Here is a 16,030-nt window from a genome sequence, read left to right as displayed (position 1 = left end):
ATCCCATGCATTTCAGCGAACTGATGGCTGTTCTTTCCACCCATGCGATCCGCCTTCAACAGGAAGATGAAGACCTGGTCATTCTGGGCAGCGACGACGCGCTGGACGATGCGTTGTGGGACAGCCTCAGCGAACACAAGGCGCAGCTGCTGGAACTGGTCGCGCAAAACGGTGGCGACTGGCTGAGCCCGGCGTTTCGCATCACCCCGGACATGCTGCCGCTGGTGACTCTGGATCAGCCGACCATCGATCGCCTGGTCGCCAAAGTACCCGGCGGCGCCGCCAACCTGCAGGACATTTACCCGCTGGCGCCGCTGCAGGAAGGCATGCTCTACCTGCACCTGTCGGCAGCCGCCGGCGATCCTTACGTGTCACAAGCGCGGTTCGCCTTCGACAGCCCCGAACGGCTGGAAGCCTTCGCCGAGGCGTTGCAGTGGATGATCGAACGCCACGATATCCTGCGCACTTCGTTTGTCTGGGAGCGTCTGGACGAACCGCTGCAAGTGGTGCAGCGGCAGGCTCGTCTGCACTGCGAGGAAATCGCCCTCGACCCGGGCGCGGATGTACTGGCGCAACTGCTGGAGCGCCACGACCCACGATACTTCCGCCTCGACATCCAGCAGGCGCCGCTGCTGCGTCTGGTGTACGCCATGGACCCGGCCAACGGGCGCGTGGTCGCGCTGTTGCTGTTCCATCACCTGATCATGGACCACGTCGCCCTCGACGTGGTGCGCCGCGAAACCCGCGCGCACCTGCTCCGCCAGACCGCGCAGGTCGGGCCGCCGGTGCCGTATCGCGATCACCTGGCCAAGGCGCGCATGGGTCTGGACGAGCAATCCCATGAAGCGTTCTTTCGCGAGATGCTCGCCGATATCGACGAGCCGACCTTGCCGTGTGGTCTGCAGGACGTGCAGGGCGACGGCCAGGACATCGAAGAAGCCGTGCTGATGCTCGACGCGGATTTGAGCCGGCCACTGCGCGGCCAGGCGCGTCAGCTCGGCGTCAGCGTCGCCAGCCTGATGCACCTGGCGCTGGCGCGGGTGCTCGGCCAGTTGTCCGGGCGCACGGCGGTGGTGTTCGGCACCGTGTTGCTGGGGCGGATGGAGGCGGGTGAGGGCGGCGAACAGGCGCTGGGGATGTTCATCAACACCTTGCCGCTGCGGGTGGATGTCGGGCAGGACGGCGTGCGCGCCGGGGTGCTGGCCACCCATCGACGCCTGACCGCGTTGCTCGGCCATGAACAGACCTCGCTGGCCCTGGCCCAACGTTGCAGTGCGGTGGCGGTGCCGACGCCGTTGTTCAGCGCGATCCTCAACTATCGCCACAGCAGCAGCGAAGAGATCGCCGAGGTCAGCGAACTGGCCCCCGGCGTGCAAGTGTTGGGCGCCCGCGAGCGCACCAACTACCCGCTGACGATCAACATCGACGACCTCGGCGAAGACTTGCGCATCACCGCGCTGGCGGATGCGGCGCTGGGTGCCGAACGCATCGCCGCTTACCTGCACACCGCGTTGCACAGCCTGCTACAGGCCTTGCAATCGAACCCGGATGCGCCGCTGCACCAGCTGAATATTCTGCCGGCGGCCGAGCGCGAATACCTGCTGCACGGAGTCAACTCGCCGTTGCCGCAGTTCCCGCAAACGCCGTTGATCCATCAGCAGTTCGAAGCGCATGCGGCGGCACGCCCGGGGGCCACAGCGCTGCTGTTCGAAGAGCAGACGCTGAGCTACGGCGAGCTCAACCGCCGCGCCAACCAGCTTGCCCACCACCTGCTGGCGCTGGGGATTCGCCCGGATCAGCGCGTGGCGATCTGCGTCGAGCGCGGCCCGCAGATGATCATCGGCCTGCTCGGTATCCTCAAGGCGGGCGCCGGTTACGTGCCGATTGACCCGGCGTATCCGCTGGAGCGCATCGCCTACACCTTGCAGGACAGCGCCCCGGTGGCGTTGCTGATTCAGGCCGATACGCTGGACAGGATTGGCGCGCTCGAAGTGCCGAGCATCGATCTGGACAGTGTGCAGTTGCAGGCTGAACTCGGCAGCAATCCGCAGATTCCCGGGCTGAGCCCGAGTCATCTCGCCTACGTGATCTACACCTCGGGTTCCACCGGGCTGCCCAAAGGCGTGATGGTCGAACACCGCAACGTGGTGCGCCTGTTTGCGGCGACCCACGACTGGTTCAACTTCAACCCGCAAGATGTGTGGGCGCTGTTCCATTCCTTCGCCTTCGATTTCTCGGTGTGGGAAATCTGGGGCGCGCTGGCGTTTGGCGGCCAGTTGCTGCTGGTGCCGCAGGCCGTGAGCCGCTCGCCGGACGACTGCTACGCGCTGCTGTGCCGCAGTGGCGTCACCGTGCTCAATCAAACGCCGAGCGCCTTCCGCCAGTTGATCGCCGCGCAGGGCCGCAGCCCGTTGCAGCATTCGCTGCGCGAGGTGATCTTCGGCGGCGAAGCCCTGGAGCCGGGCCTGCTCAAACCGTGGTACGCGCGGGTCGGCAATGCCGGTACGCGGCTGGTGAACATGTACGGCATCACTGAAACCACGGTGCACGTGACCTATCGCCCACTGGAAGCAGCGGACGCGCAACTGGTCGGGCGCAGCCCGATCGGTGTGGGCATTCCCGACCTGCAGCTGTACGTGCTCGACGCGCAGCGCGAACCGGTGCCGGTCGGCGTGATCGGCGAGTTGTACGTCGGTGGCGCCGGGGTTGCCCGCGGCTACCTCAACCGCGAGGCGCTGACCGCCGAGCGCTTCATTGCCGACCCGTTCAGCGGCCGTGCTGCAGCGCGCCTGTACAAGACCGGTGACCTGGCGCGCTGGTCAGCGGATGGCAGCCTCGACTACCTGGGGCGCAACGACGATCAAGTGAAGATCCGGGGTTTCCGCATTGAGCTCGGTGAAATTGAAGCTCGCCTCGCCGCCTGCGCCGGTGTGCGCGAAGCGCTGGTGATCGCTCGTGAAGACAGTCCCGGTGACAAGCGTCTGGTCGCCTACTGGCTGGCCGCCGAAGGCACTGAACCGAGCGCCGCGCAATTGCGCGACGCGTTGCTGCAATCGCTGGCCGACTACATGGTGCCGAGCGCCTTTGTGCGCCTCGACGCCATACCGCTGACCACCAACGGCAAGCTTGATCGCAAAGCCTTGCCACAACCGGACAGCGATGCCTTTGCCCGTCGGGGTTTCGAAGCCCCAGTGGGGGAAGTTGAAACCCTGATCGCCGGCATCTGGCAGACCTTGCTCGGGGTTGAACAGGTCGGGCGACACGACAACTTCTTCGAGCTTGGCGGCCATTCGCTGTTGGCGGTGAAACTGATCGAACGCATGCGTCAGCACGACTTGCAGTGCGACGTGCGCGTGCTGTTCGGCCAGCCGAGCGTTGCGGCGCTGGCGGCGACCTTGACTCACAGTCACGCCCTGCGGGTGCCAGAAAATCTGATTGCCGCCGATTGCACGCGGATCACCCCGGACATGTTGCCGCTGGCCACGCTGGATCAGGCCGCCATCGACCGCGTGGTCGCCAGCGTGCCCGGCGGCGTCGGCAATGTGCAGGACATTTACGGCCTGGCACCGTTGCAGGCGGGGATTCTCTACCACCATCTGGCGACCAGCGCCGGTGACCCCTACGTGTTGCAGGCGCAATTCGCCTTCGCCGGACTGGCGCAGATCAAGGCCTTTGTCCGCGCGCTGAACGCGGTGATCGTGCGCCACGACATCCTGCGCACCAGCGTGTTCTGGGAAGGGCTTGAGGAGCCGGTGCAAGTGGTCTGGCGCGAGGCGCCGCTGGCACTGGAGCGGATCGACGCCGACCTGCTGGAAGGCGATGTGCTGGAGCAGATGCAGGCGCGGTTCGATCCACGGCACTACCGCCTCGACCTGCGCCGCGCGCCGCTGATGCGTCTGGCCTACACCGAAGACCGTGCACAGCAGCGCTGGGTCGGCATCCTGTTGCTGCACCACATCGTCCTCGACCACACTGCATTGGAAGTGCTGCTCGCGGAAATGAACGACAGTCTGCAACCGAGCGGTGTCGATCTGCCGGCGCCGGTGCAGTACCGCAACTACGTGGCGCAGGCGCAGCAACAGGCCAATGCCGAGGCGCATGAAGCGTTCTTCCGCGACATGCTCGGCGACATCGACGAGCCGACCGTGGCCTTCGGTGTGCAGGACGTGCATGGCGATGGCAGCAGCAGCGTCGAGAGCGCGCAAGCGCTGGATTCGAGTGTGGCCCAACGCTTGCGCGAACAGGCGCGGCGCCTCGGCATCAGCGCCGCGAGTCTGGTGCACCAGGCCTGGGGCCAGGTGCTGGCAAAGGTCTCGGGCCGTGAGGAAGTGGTATTCGGCACCGTGCTGCTCGGGCGCATGCAGGGCGGCGAGGGCGCCGACCGCGCACTCGGCATGTTCATCAACACCTTGCCGTTGCGGGTCAGTGTTGGCGCTACCTCGGTAGAGCAAGGCGTGCGCGTTACTCATGAGCGTCTGGCGCAATTGCTGGCGCATGAGCAGGCCTCGCTGTCGCTGGCCCAGCGTTGCAGCGGTGTGGCGGCGTCGCTGCCGCTGTTCAGCAGCTTGCTCAACTATCGCCATAGCGCGGCGGAACCGGCAGGTGTGACCTGGGACGGGATCGAGATTCTCAGCTCGCGCGAGCGCAGCAACTATCCGCTGGTGGTCAGCGTCGATGACCTCGGCAGCGGTTTCCGCCTGAGCGTGCAGGCGGTGCCGCAGGTAGATGGTGCGCGGGTCTGCGATTACTTGCAGACCGCGCTGCACAATCTGCTGACGGCGCTGGAGCACAATCCGGCCACGCCGCTGCGGCAGATTTCGGTGCTGTCGCCGAGCGAACAGCAGCGGGTCCTGGTCGGCTTTAACATCAGCGGTCGCGACTTCCCGCCGGCGCAAACCGTGCAGCGTTTGTTCGAGGCCCGGGCGGCCGCGCACCCTGCAGCGTTGGCGGCGGTGCAAGGTGCGCAGCAGTTGCGCTATGGCGAACTCAATCAGCGGGCCAATCGCCTGGCACATCACCTGATTGGCCTCGGTGTGCAGCCCGATGACCGGGTGGCCCTGTGCGCCCGGCGCAGTCCAGACATGCTGGTGGCGCTGCTGGCGATCCTCAAGGCCGGCGCCGGTTATGTGCCGGTCGATCCGGCGTATCCGGCGGAACGCATCGCCTACCTGTTGCAGGACTGCGCCCCGGTGGCGGTCGTGGCGCAGGCCTCGACTCGCGATCTGCTCGGTGGCGTGCCGGTCATCGATCTGGACAACGACCTCTGGCAGCACCTGTCGGATGCCAATCCGCAGGTGCCGGCATTGACGCCGAACCATCTGGCGTACGTGATCTACACCTCCGGTTCCACCGGTCAACCGAAAGGGGTGATGGTCGAGCACGCGACCCTGGAAAACCTCGTGCACTGGCACGCTGAAGCCTTCGACTTGCAGGCCGGCAGCCAGACCGCGAGCGTCGCCGGCTTCGGTTTCGATGCGATGGCCTGGGAAGTCTGGCCGGCGCTGTGTGTTGGCGCGACCTTGCACCTGCCGCCGCCGTCGATCCGCAACGAGCACCTCGACGAGTTGCTCGACTGGTGGTGCGCGCAGCCGTTGCAGGTCAGCTTCCTGCCGACGCCGGTGGCCGAATACGCGTTCGGCCGGCAATTGCAGCACCCGACCTTGCGTACGCTACTGATTGGCGGCGACCGACTGCGTCAGTTCAGTCGTCAGCAAACCTTCGAGGTGATCAACAACTATGGCCCGACTGAAGCGACGGTGGTCGCCACCTCGGGCCGGGTCGAACCGGAACAGCTGCTGCATATCGGCCGCCCGATTGCCAATGCCAAAATCTATGTGCTGGACGTTGAGCAGCACCCGGTGCCGGTGGGTGTGGCGGGCGAGTTGTATGTCGGCGGCGCGGGCGTGGCGCGCGGCTATCTGAATCGCCCCGAGCTGAGTGCTGCGCAGTTCCTGTTCGATCCGTTCAGCGACGAGCCGCAGGCGCGCATGTACCGTACCGGCGATCAGGCGCGTTGGCTGGCCGACGGCAACATTGAGTACCTGGGGCGCAACGACGATCAGGTCAAACTGCGTGGCGTGCGTATCGAACTCGGTGAAATCGAAGCCGCGCTCGGCAGCCACGCGGCGCTGCGGGAGGCGGTGGTACTGGTTCGCGATGGACGGCTGATTGCGTGGTTCATCGAGCGCACGGCGGTCGATATTCAGCAGTTGCACACGCATTTGCAGGCACGCTTGCCGGAGGCGCTGTTGCCGGCGGCTTACGTGCGGCTGGACGCATTGCCGTTGACCGCCAACGGTAAGATTGACCGCAGGGCCTTGCCGGAACCGGAGCACGGCGCGTGGCTCAGCCGCGAATATGAAGCGCCACGAGGTGCCGTGGAAAACGCGCTGGCGCAGATCTGGATCGACGTGCTGAACGTCGAGCGCGTCGGGCGTCACGACAACTTCTTTGAACTGGGCGGGCATTCGCTGCTGGCGGTGAGCCTGATCGAACGCATGCGTCAGATCGACCTCGCGGCCGACGTGCGCGTGTTGTTCAATCAGCCGACCCTCGCTGCACTGGCCGCCGCTGTGGGCAGCGGTCGCGAAATCGAAGTACCGGCCAACCGCATTCCGCCGGGTTGCACCCGCATCACCCCGGACATGCTCAGCCTGACCGAACTCGATCAATCGAGCATCGAGCGCATCGTCGCCACCGTGCCCGGTGGCGCGGCCAATGTGCAGGACATCTATCCGCTGGCGCCGTTGCAGGAAGGCATTCTTTATCACCACCTGAGCGCCGAACAGGGCGATCCGTACCTGCTGCAATCGCGGCTGATCTTCGACAGCGTCGAGCGTCTGCGCACTTTCAGCCGAGCCTTGCAGCAGGTCATCGCCCGTCACGACATTCTGCGCACCAGCGTGGTCTGGGAAGGCTTGCCGAGTCCGCATCAGGTGGTGTGGCGCGAGGCGCCGCTGGTGGTACAGGCGGTGCCGCTGGATCCGGCTCAGGGCGACGTCCTCGAACAGTTGCACGCGCGCTTCGATGCCCGCTACAACCGTCTCGACTTGAGCCAGGCGCCGTTGATGCGCATCGTCTATGCCGAAGACCCGGCGCAGCAACGGGTGGTGGCGATCATCCTGTTCCAGCACTTGATTCTCGACCACACCGCCATGGAGGTAGTGGGCCAGGAAATGCGCGCGTTCATGTTCGATCAGGCCGACCGCCTCGGCACGCCGATGCCGTACCGCAACTACGTGGCGCAGGCGCGTCTGGGTGCCAGCGAGCAGAAGCACGAAACGTTCTTCCGCGACATGCTCGGCGATATCGACGAGCCGACCCTGCCGTTCGGTTTGCACGACGTGCAAGGCGATGGCGGCGACATTGAAGAGGCGCAGCAAGCCGTCGATGCCGGATTGACCCTGCGCCTGCGGGAGCAGGCGCGGCAGTTGGGTGTCAGCCCGGCCAGCCTGATGCATCTGGCCTGGGCGCAGGTGCTGGGGGTACTTGCCAACCGCCGCGACGTGGTGTTCGGCACGGTGCTGTTGGGTCGCTTGCAGGGCGGCGCGGGCGCGGATCGCACCCTGGGCGTGTTCATCAACACCTTGCCGCTGCGGGTGGATGTCAGCGAAGGCGTGCAGTCTGCTGTCAAGACCACCCACGCACGGCTGACCGCGCTGCTGGCCCATGAACATGCGCCACTGGCGCTGGCCCAGCGTTGCAGCGCGGTGTCCGGCGCGCCGCTGTTCAGCGCCTTGCTCAACTACCGGCATACCGTCGCCGAGGCGCAGCCGCGTGACGGTCAGGGCATCTGGGAAGGCGTGCAATTGCTCGGCGGCGAAGAGCGCAGCAACTATCCGCTGACCCTCAGCGTCGACGATCTCGGCACAGACTTTTCTTTGACCGTGCTGGCGTTGACGCAGATCGGCGCGCAACGGATCTGCGGCTACATGCACACCGCGCTGGAACATCTGCTGCACGCACTGGAACAGGCGCCACAGCGTGCGCTCAACCGTTTGCCGATTCTTGCGGTGGAGGAATACGAGCGCTTGCTGGTCGGGTTCAACCCGACGGCGGCGGCATACCCGCGCGGGGCGACGATTCAGTCACTGGTGCAAGTGCAGGCCGAGCTGCAGCCACAGGCGCTGGCGGTGGTGCAGGGCACGCAGCAACTGACCTATGCGCAACTCAATCAGCAGGCCAATCGCCTGGCCCATCACTTGCTCGGCCTCGGCGTGCAGCCGGACGACCGGATTGCCGTGTGCCTGCCACGCAGCCCGCAGATGCTGGTGGCGCTGCTGGCGATTCTCAAGGCTGGCGCCGGTTATGTGCCGGTCGATCCGGCGTACCCGGCGGAGCGCATCGCCTACCTGTTGCAGGACAGCGATCCGGTGGCGGCGCTGGCGCAGGGCTCGACCCGCGAGCTGCTGGGCCGGGTGCCGGTGATCGATCTGGATCAGAACCTCTGGCAGCACCTGGCGGCGACCAATCCACAACTGCCGACGCTGACCCCGGCGCATCTGGCCTACGTGATCTACACCTCGGGTTCGACCGGCCAGCCGAAAGGCGTGATGGTCGAACACGCGACCCTGGAAAACCTTGTGCACTGGCACTGTGAGGCGTTCGACCTGCGCGCCGGCAGCCACACCGCCAGCGTCGCCGGTTGCGGTTTCGACGCGATGGCCTGGGAGGTCTGGCCGGCGCTGTGTGTCGGCGCGACCCTGCACCTGCCGCCGCCGTCGATCAGCAACGAACATCTGGATGAACTGCTCGACTGGTGGCGCGCGCAGCCGTTGCAGGTGAGCTTCCTGCCGACGCCGATTGCCGAATACGCCTTCAGTCGTGAACTGGGGCATCCGACCTTGCGCACGTTGTTGATCGGGGGCGACAAGTTGCGCCAGTTCCCGCGTGAGCAGACCTTTGCCGTGATCAACAACTACGGCCCGACCGAGGCTACGGTGGTTGCGACTTCCGGGCAAATCCATGCCGGGCAATTGCTGCACATCGGCCGGCCCATCAGCAACGCCAGGGTTTACTTGCTCGATGAACAGCAACGTCCGGTGCCGGTTGGCGTGGCGGGCGAGCTGTACGTCGGTGGCGCGGGGGTGGCCCGTGGTTATTTGAACCGTCCCCAGCTGACCGCCGAACGCTTCCTCGAAGACCCGTTCAGCGATGAGCCGCAGGCGCGCATGTACCGCACTGGCGATCTTGCGCGCTGGCTGGCCGACGGCAATATCGAGTACCTGGGGCGTAACGACGATCAGGTCAAACTGCGCGGCGTGCGGGTGGAACTGGGGGAAATCGAAGCGGGATTGACCAGCCATCCGGCGGTGCAGGACGCGGTGGTGCTGGTGCGCGAGGCGCGGTTGATCGCCTGGTTTACTGCCCGCACAACGGTCGATATCGAGGATCTGCGCGCGCATTTGCAAGCGCGTCTGCCACAGGCACTGGTGCCGGCAGCTTACGTGCGGCTTGAGGCGCTGCCACTGACCGCCAACGGCAAACTCGACCGCAAGGCCTTGCCCGAACCGGATCAGGACGCCTGGCTCAGCCGCGAATATGCAGCGCCGCAAGGGCCGGTGGAGACCGCGCTGGCGCAGGTCTGGGCCGAGGTGCTGCAGGTCGAACAGGTCGGGCGGCACGACAACTTCTTTGAGCTGGGCGGGCATTCGCTGCTGGCGGTGACCCTGATCGAGCGCATGCGTCAGCTCGGCCTGAGCACCGACGTGCGCGTGCTGTTCAGCCAGCCGACCCTCGCCGCGCTGGCCGCCGCCGTCGGCAGCGGTCGCGAAGTCGCGGTGCCGGATAACCTGATTCCGTTTGGTTGCACACATATCACTCCAGACATGCTGACCCTGCTGCAACTGGATCAGCAGAGCATCGAGCGCACCGTTGCCACGGTGCCGGGCGGGGCCGCCAACGTGCAGGACATTTATCCGCTGGCGCCATTGCAGGAAGGGATTCTTTATCACCACTTGAGCGCTGGGCAGGGTGATCCGTACCTGCTGCAATCGCGCCTGGCGTTCGACAGCCTTGAACGCTTGCACGCCTTCGCCGCTGCGCTGCGTCAGGTCATGACCCGGCACGACATTCTGCGCACCGGCGTGGTCTGGGAAGGGTTGGCAACGCCGGTGCAAGTGGTCTGGCGCGAAGCCGAGCTGCCGCTGCAGGAGGTTGCATTCGATCCGGCGGGCGGTGATGTTCTGGCGCAGTTGTATGAGCGTTTCGACGCGCGTCATTACCGCATCGACCTCAGTCAGGCGCCGCTGATTCGCCTGGTGTACGCGCAGGATCCGGCCAACGACCGGGTGGTCGCCATGCTGCTGTTCCATCACATCGCCATGGATCACACGGCGCTGGAAGTGGTGCAGCAGGAAATGCAAGCGATCCTCTTTGGTCACGACGAAGCACTGCTGCCGGCCGTGCCCTATCGCCACTACGTGGCGCAGACGCGGCTGGGCGTCAGTGAGCAGGAACACGAAGGGTTCTTCCGCGCGATGCTCGGTGACATCGACGAGCCGACGCTGCCGTTCGGTCTGCTGGAGGTGCGCGGCGACGGGCAGGATATCGAAGAAGTCCGGGAGAACGTGCCCGAAGCCTTGGCGCGGCGCTTGCGCAGCCAGGCGCGGCAGCTGGGCGTGAGCGTCGCGAGCCTGTTCCATCTGGCGTATGCCCAGGTATTGGCGGCGACCTCCGGACATGAGCGCGTGGTGTTCGGCACCGTGCTGCTGGGGCGGATGCAGGGCGGTACCGGCGCTGATCGCGGTCTGGGAATGTTCATCAACACGCTGCCGCTGCGGGTGGATCTGGGCGATGTTTCGGTGCGTGCCGGCGTGCGTGCGACCCATGCGCAGCTGACCGCGTTGCTCGGCCATGAACATGCGTCGCTGGCATTGGCTCAGCGTTGCAGCGGCGTGGCAGCGCCGTCGCCGCTGTTCAGCGCGATGCTCAATTACCGGCACAGCGTCAGCGAGGAACAGCAGCAGGCCACGCGTCTGAGCTGGCAGGGCATCGAAAATCTTTCCAGCGAAGAGCGCACCAACTATCCGCTGAGTCTCAATGTCGATGACCTGGGCGAAGGTTTTATCCTCACCGCCATGACCCCTTCGCGCATAGGCGCGGCACGGGTGTGTGGCTTTATGCAGCAGGCGCTGGCGGGACTGCTCGAGGCACTTGAACAGACACCGCAGCAGACCTTGAACCGCCTGCCGGTGCTGGCGGATGCCGAGCGCCAACAGTTGCTGTTCGGCTTGAATGCCACAACGGTCGATTACGATTTGCAGCAGACGATTCATGAGCTGTTCGAAGCGCAAGTGGTGCGTTCGCCACAGGCCCCCGCCGTGGTTGCAGGTGAGCAGCAACTGAGCTACGCCGAACTCAACGCCCGGGCCAATCAACTGGCGCGGCATCTGCGCGGATTGGGCGTAGGGCCGGATGCGCGGGTGGCGATCTGCGTCGAACGCGGTCTGGACATGGTGGTCGGGCTGTTGGCGATTCTCAAGGCCGGCGGCGGGTATGTGCCGCTGGATCCGGCGTATCCGCTGGAGCGTCTGGCCTACATGCTGGAAGACAGCGCGCCGCTGGCGGTGCTGGTACAGGGTTCGACGCGGTCGTTGCTTGGCGATGTAGCGGTGCCGCTGATCGATCTGGATCAGCCGCACTGGAAATCGCTGCCAACGGAAAACCTGCATGTCAATGAGCTGACCCCGAATCACACCGCGTACGTGATCTACACCTCCGGCTCGACCGGCCAACCGAAAGGCGTGATCAACGAGCATCGCGGGGTGGTCAACCGCTTGCTGTGGATGCAGGACGCCTATCAACTGACCGCCAGCGACACGGTGTTGCAGAAAACCCCGTTCAGCTTCGACGTCTCGGTCTGGGAATTCTTCTGGCCGTTGATGACTGGCGCTCGATTGGTCATGGCCCGGCCCGAGGGGCACAAGGATCCGCAGTACCTCAGTGAAGTGATCGAACGCGAACACATCACCACGCTGCACTTCGTGCCGTCGATGCTCGACGTGTTTCTCGCTCACGCTGACACCGCACGTTGCAGCAGTCTGCGTCAGGTGATGTGCAGCGGCGAAGCGTTGCCGGGCAGCGTGGTGCGGCGCTTCAAACAGCAACTGCCGGGGAGCGAACTGCATAACCTTTACGGCCCGACCGAAGCAGCTGTCGACGTGACCGCGTGGAGTTGCGCCGGGCCGCTGGAGCAAACCCCGGACAACACGCCGATCGGCAAACCGATCGCCAACACCCGCATGTACATCCTCGATGCCCAGCAACAACCGGTGCCGCACGGCGTGGTCGGCGAGCTGTACATCGGTGGCGTGCAGGTGGCGCGCGGTTATCTGAATCGCCCGGAACTGAACGCCGAGCGCTTCCTCAACGATCCGTTCCAGGCCAATGGGCGGATGTACCGCACCGGCGACATCGCGCGCTATCTGGCGGACGGCAACATTGAATACCTCGGTCGCAACGACGATCAGGTGAAGATCCGTGGTTTGCGCATCGAACTCGGTGAGATTCAGGCACGCCTGACCCAGATCGACGGCATTCAGGAAGCCGCCGTACTGGCCCGCGAAGATGCATCCGGCGACAAGCGTCTGGTGGCGTACTACACCGGGGCACGCCTGGAAAACGACGTGCTGCGCAGTCATCTTCTGGAGCACCTGCCGGACTACATGGTGCCCGCGCTGTTCGTGCATCTCGATACATTGCCGCTGAGCCCCAACGGCAAACTCGACCGCAAGGCGCTGCCGGCGCCGGATCTGGCCGCATTGCCGGTGCGCGAATACGAAGCGCCGGTCGGCGAAGTGGAAATCACCCTCGCACGGCTCTGGGCCGAGTTGCTCAACGTCGAGCGGGTGGGGCGCCACGATCATTTCTTTGAACTGGGTGGGCACTCGCTGCTGGCGGTCAGTCTGATCGGCCGGCTGCGTCAGGAAGGCATGGAAGCCGATGTCAGGTCGCTGTTCGAACATCCGACCCTGGCCGGCTACGCCGCAATTACCGAACGAATGGAGATCGTCCTGTGAACGTGATCGAACTGTTGGCCACATTGAAGGCCAAGGATATTCAGCTGGCGGTCGCGGACGACCAATTGCGGGTCAATGGCAACAAGCAGGCCTTGAACGACCCGGCGTTGCTGGCGCTGTTGCGCGAGCACAAACCGGCGCTGATCGAGCTGATCAAGGCCGGGCAGTACTCGGCCAGCAAGCACGGGCAGGTCGAGGTGCCGGTCAACGGCATCGTTGCCGGCACCACGCGCATCACCCCGGCGATGCTGACGCTGGTAGAGCTTGACCAGGCGACCATCGACCACCTCGTCGCACAAGTCCCCGGCGGCGCAGCCAACGTGCAGGACATCTACCCGCTGGCGCCGCTGCAGGAAGGCATCCTGTATCACCACGTCAGTGGCGGTGACGGTGATCCGTATGTCATGCAGTCGCATTTCGCCTTTGCCAGCCGCGAGCGTTTTCAAGCGTTCGCTCAAGCGCTGCAAGCGGTGATCGATCGCCATGACATTCTGCGCACCGCTGTGCATTGGGCCGGACTGGACGCGCCGGTGCAGGTGGTCTGGCGCCGCGCCGAACTGCCAGTGGAAGAGGTGACGTTGCCTGATGCAAATGGCGACGTGCTGGCGTATCTGCATGAGCGTTTCGACGCCCGGCACTTCCGCCTCGACGTGACCCAGGCGCCACTGATGCGTCTGGCCCACGCCTGGGATGAAGCCGGGCAACGGGTGATCGCCACGCTGCTGTTCCATCACATGGCCCTCGACCACTCCGCCCTCGACGTGGTGCGCCACGAAATGCGCGCCTGCCTCACCGGGCAGCGTGAACGGCTCGGGCGCCCGGTGCCGTTTCGCAACTACGTGGCGCAGGCGCGTCTGGGCGTCAGCGAGGCCGAGCACGAGGCATTTTTCCGCGACATGCTCAGCGACATCGACGAACCGACGCTGCCTTACGGCCTGCAGGATGTGCAGGGTGACGGCAGCGAAATCGTCGAACTCAGCGTGCCGGTGCCGACGCTCTTGGGCCAGCGCTTGCGGGCGCAGGCGCGGACGCTCGGCGTCAGTGTGGCCAGCCTGTTCCACCTCGGCTGGGCGCAGGTGCTGGCCGCGCTGACCGGCAAACAGCAGGTGGTGTTCGGTACGGTGCTGATGGGCCGCATGCAGGGCGCCGAAGCGATTGACCGGGCGCTGGGGATTTTCATCAACACCTTGCCGTTGCGGGTGAATGTCGACGGGCAGGATGTGCGCGCGGCCGTCAACGCCACCCACGCACGGCTGACCAGGCTGATGCGTCACGAACACGCACCGCTGGCCCTGGCTCAGCGCTGCAGTCACGTGGTGGCGCCGACGCCGTTGTTCAGCACACTGCTCAATTATCGCCACAGCCACAACGTCGCCACCACCAGCGCCGGAACCCTCGCGGCGTGGGACGGTATCTCCACGTTGCACTCCGAAGAGCGCAGCAACTATCCGCTGACGATGAGCGTCGATGACCTCGGTGACGCCTTCAGCCTGACGCTGCTGGCCAGCACCGAGACCGATCCGCAGCGCATCTGCGACTACCTGCTCTGCGCACTGCAGAACCTGCTGCTCGCCCTGGAACAGGCGCCGCAGACACCGGTCAATCAATTGCCGGTCCTGCCGGCGGCAGAGCTTGAACAGGTGTTGCGCGGCTTCAATTCCACTCAAGTGGATTTCCCTGCGCCACAGACCCTCCAGCAACGTTTCGAGGCGCAGGTGGCCGAGCGGCCGGACGCGTTGGCAGCAGTGTTTGCCGACGCGCAACTGACCTACGCCGAACTCAATCAGCAAGCCAACGCCTTGGCGCAGCATCTGATCGACCTGGGCGTGAAACCGGATGATCGCGTGGCGATCGTCGCCCGCCGTGGGCTGGACACCCTGGCCGGACTGGTGGCGATCCTCAAGGCCGGCGCCGGTTACGTGCCGATTGACCCGGCGCATCCAGCGGAGCGTTTGAACTATTTGCTCGACGACAGCGCGCCCGTCGCCGTACTGACCCAAAGCCATCTGCGCGAGCGACTGCCGGCGCTGAACGTGCCGGTGCTTGAACTCGACCGCTGCACTTGGCCGCTGACGGTCACGCAAAACCCGCAGGTTCCCGGTCTGAGCACCGTGCACCTGGCCTATGTGATCTATACCTCCGGCTCCACTGGCCTGCCCAAGGGGGTGATGGTCGAGCATCACACCTTGAGCAATCTGGTTGACTGGCACTGCGCGGCGTTCGACCTGTGTGCCGGGCGTCACACCTCAAGCCTCGCCGGGTTCGGCTTCGATGCGATGGCCTGGGAAGTCTGGCCGGCGCTGTGCGCGGGCGCGACCCTGCATCTGGCGCCGACTCACGAGGGTGGCGAAGACATCGACGCCTTGCTCGCCTGGTGGTGCGCGCAGCCGTTGGACGTGAGCTTTCTGCCAACCCCGGTGGCCGAATACGCCTTCAGCCAGCAGCTCGAACACCCGACCCTGCGCACGCTGCTGATCGGCGGCGACCGCTTGCGTCAGTTCAATCGCCACCAGCATTTCGACGTGATCAACAACTACGGCCCGACCGAGGCCACGGTGGTCGCCACTTCGGGTCTGGTGCAAAGCGGCGATGCGCTGCACATCGGCAAACCGCTGAGCAATGCCACGGTGTACCTGCTTGACCAACAACAGCGCCCGGTGCCGCTTGGTGTGGCTGGCGAGTTGTACGTTGGCGGTGCCGGGGTCGCCCGCGGCTACCTGAATCGCCCGCAAATGACTGCCGAGCGCTTTCTGCGTGACCCGTTCAGCAGCGCACCCAATGCGCGGATGTACCGCACCGGTGACCTTGCGCGCTGGCGCGAGGACGGCAACCTCGAGTACCTGGGGCGCAACGACGATCAGGTGAAAATTCGCGGCGTACGCATCGAACTGGGCGAGATCGAAACCTGCCTCAACCTGATGCCGGGGATTCAGGAGGCGGTGCTGCTGGCCCGCGAAGATCAACCCGGCCAGCCGCGACTGGTGGCCTACTTCACCGAACAGGCGCAGGTC

General features: G+C 65.3%; 2 protein-coding genes (1 of these 2 cut by a window edge). Both read left to right on the top strand.

The annotated features are described in order from the left end of the window. Positions 1–5 precede the first annotated feature (5 nt). Positions 6–13,019: an amino acid adenylation domain-containing protein gene (locus AC193Q_RS08380; protein WP_483879414.1), complete on the top strand. Its 13,014-nt coding sequence runs from the start codon at positions 6–8 to the stop codon at positions 13,017–13,019. Continuing rightward, positions 13,016–16,030, top strand: partial view of a non-ribosomal peptide synthase/polyketide synthase gene (locus AC193Q_RS08375; RefSeq protein ID WP_483879413.1) — the 5' end (the start) only. It continues 14,808 nt past the right edge of the window; 3,015 of the gene's 17,823 nt are visible here — the first part of the coding sequence; the start codon lies at positions 13,016–13,018; its stop codon lies off the right edge, out of view. The genes AC193Q_RS08380 and AC193Q_RS08375 overlap by 4 nt, the downstream gene beginning before the upstream one ends.

It is taken from the genome of Pseudomonas sp. F2, assembly GCF_057174385.1.
This window is presented reverse-complemented; position numbering and strand designations above follow the sequence as displayed.

Excerpts from the sequence above, each read along its gene's own strand:
- AC193Q_RS08380 (WP_483879414.1), top strand. The coding sequence starts at position 6 with ATGCATTTCAGCGAACTGATGGCTGTTCTTTCCACCCATGCGATCCGC.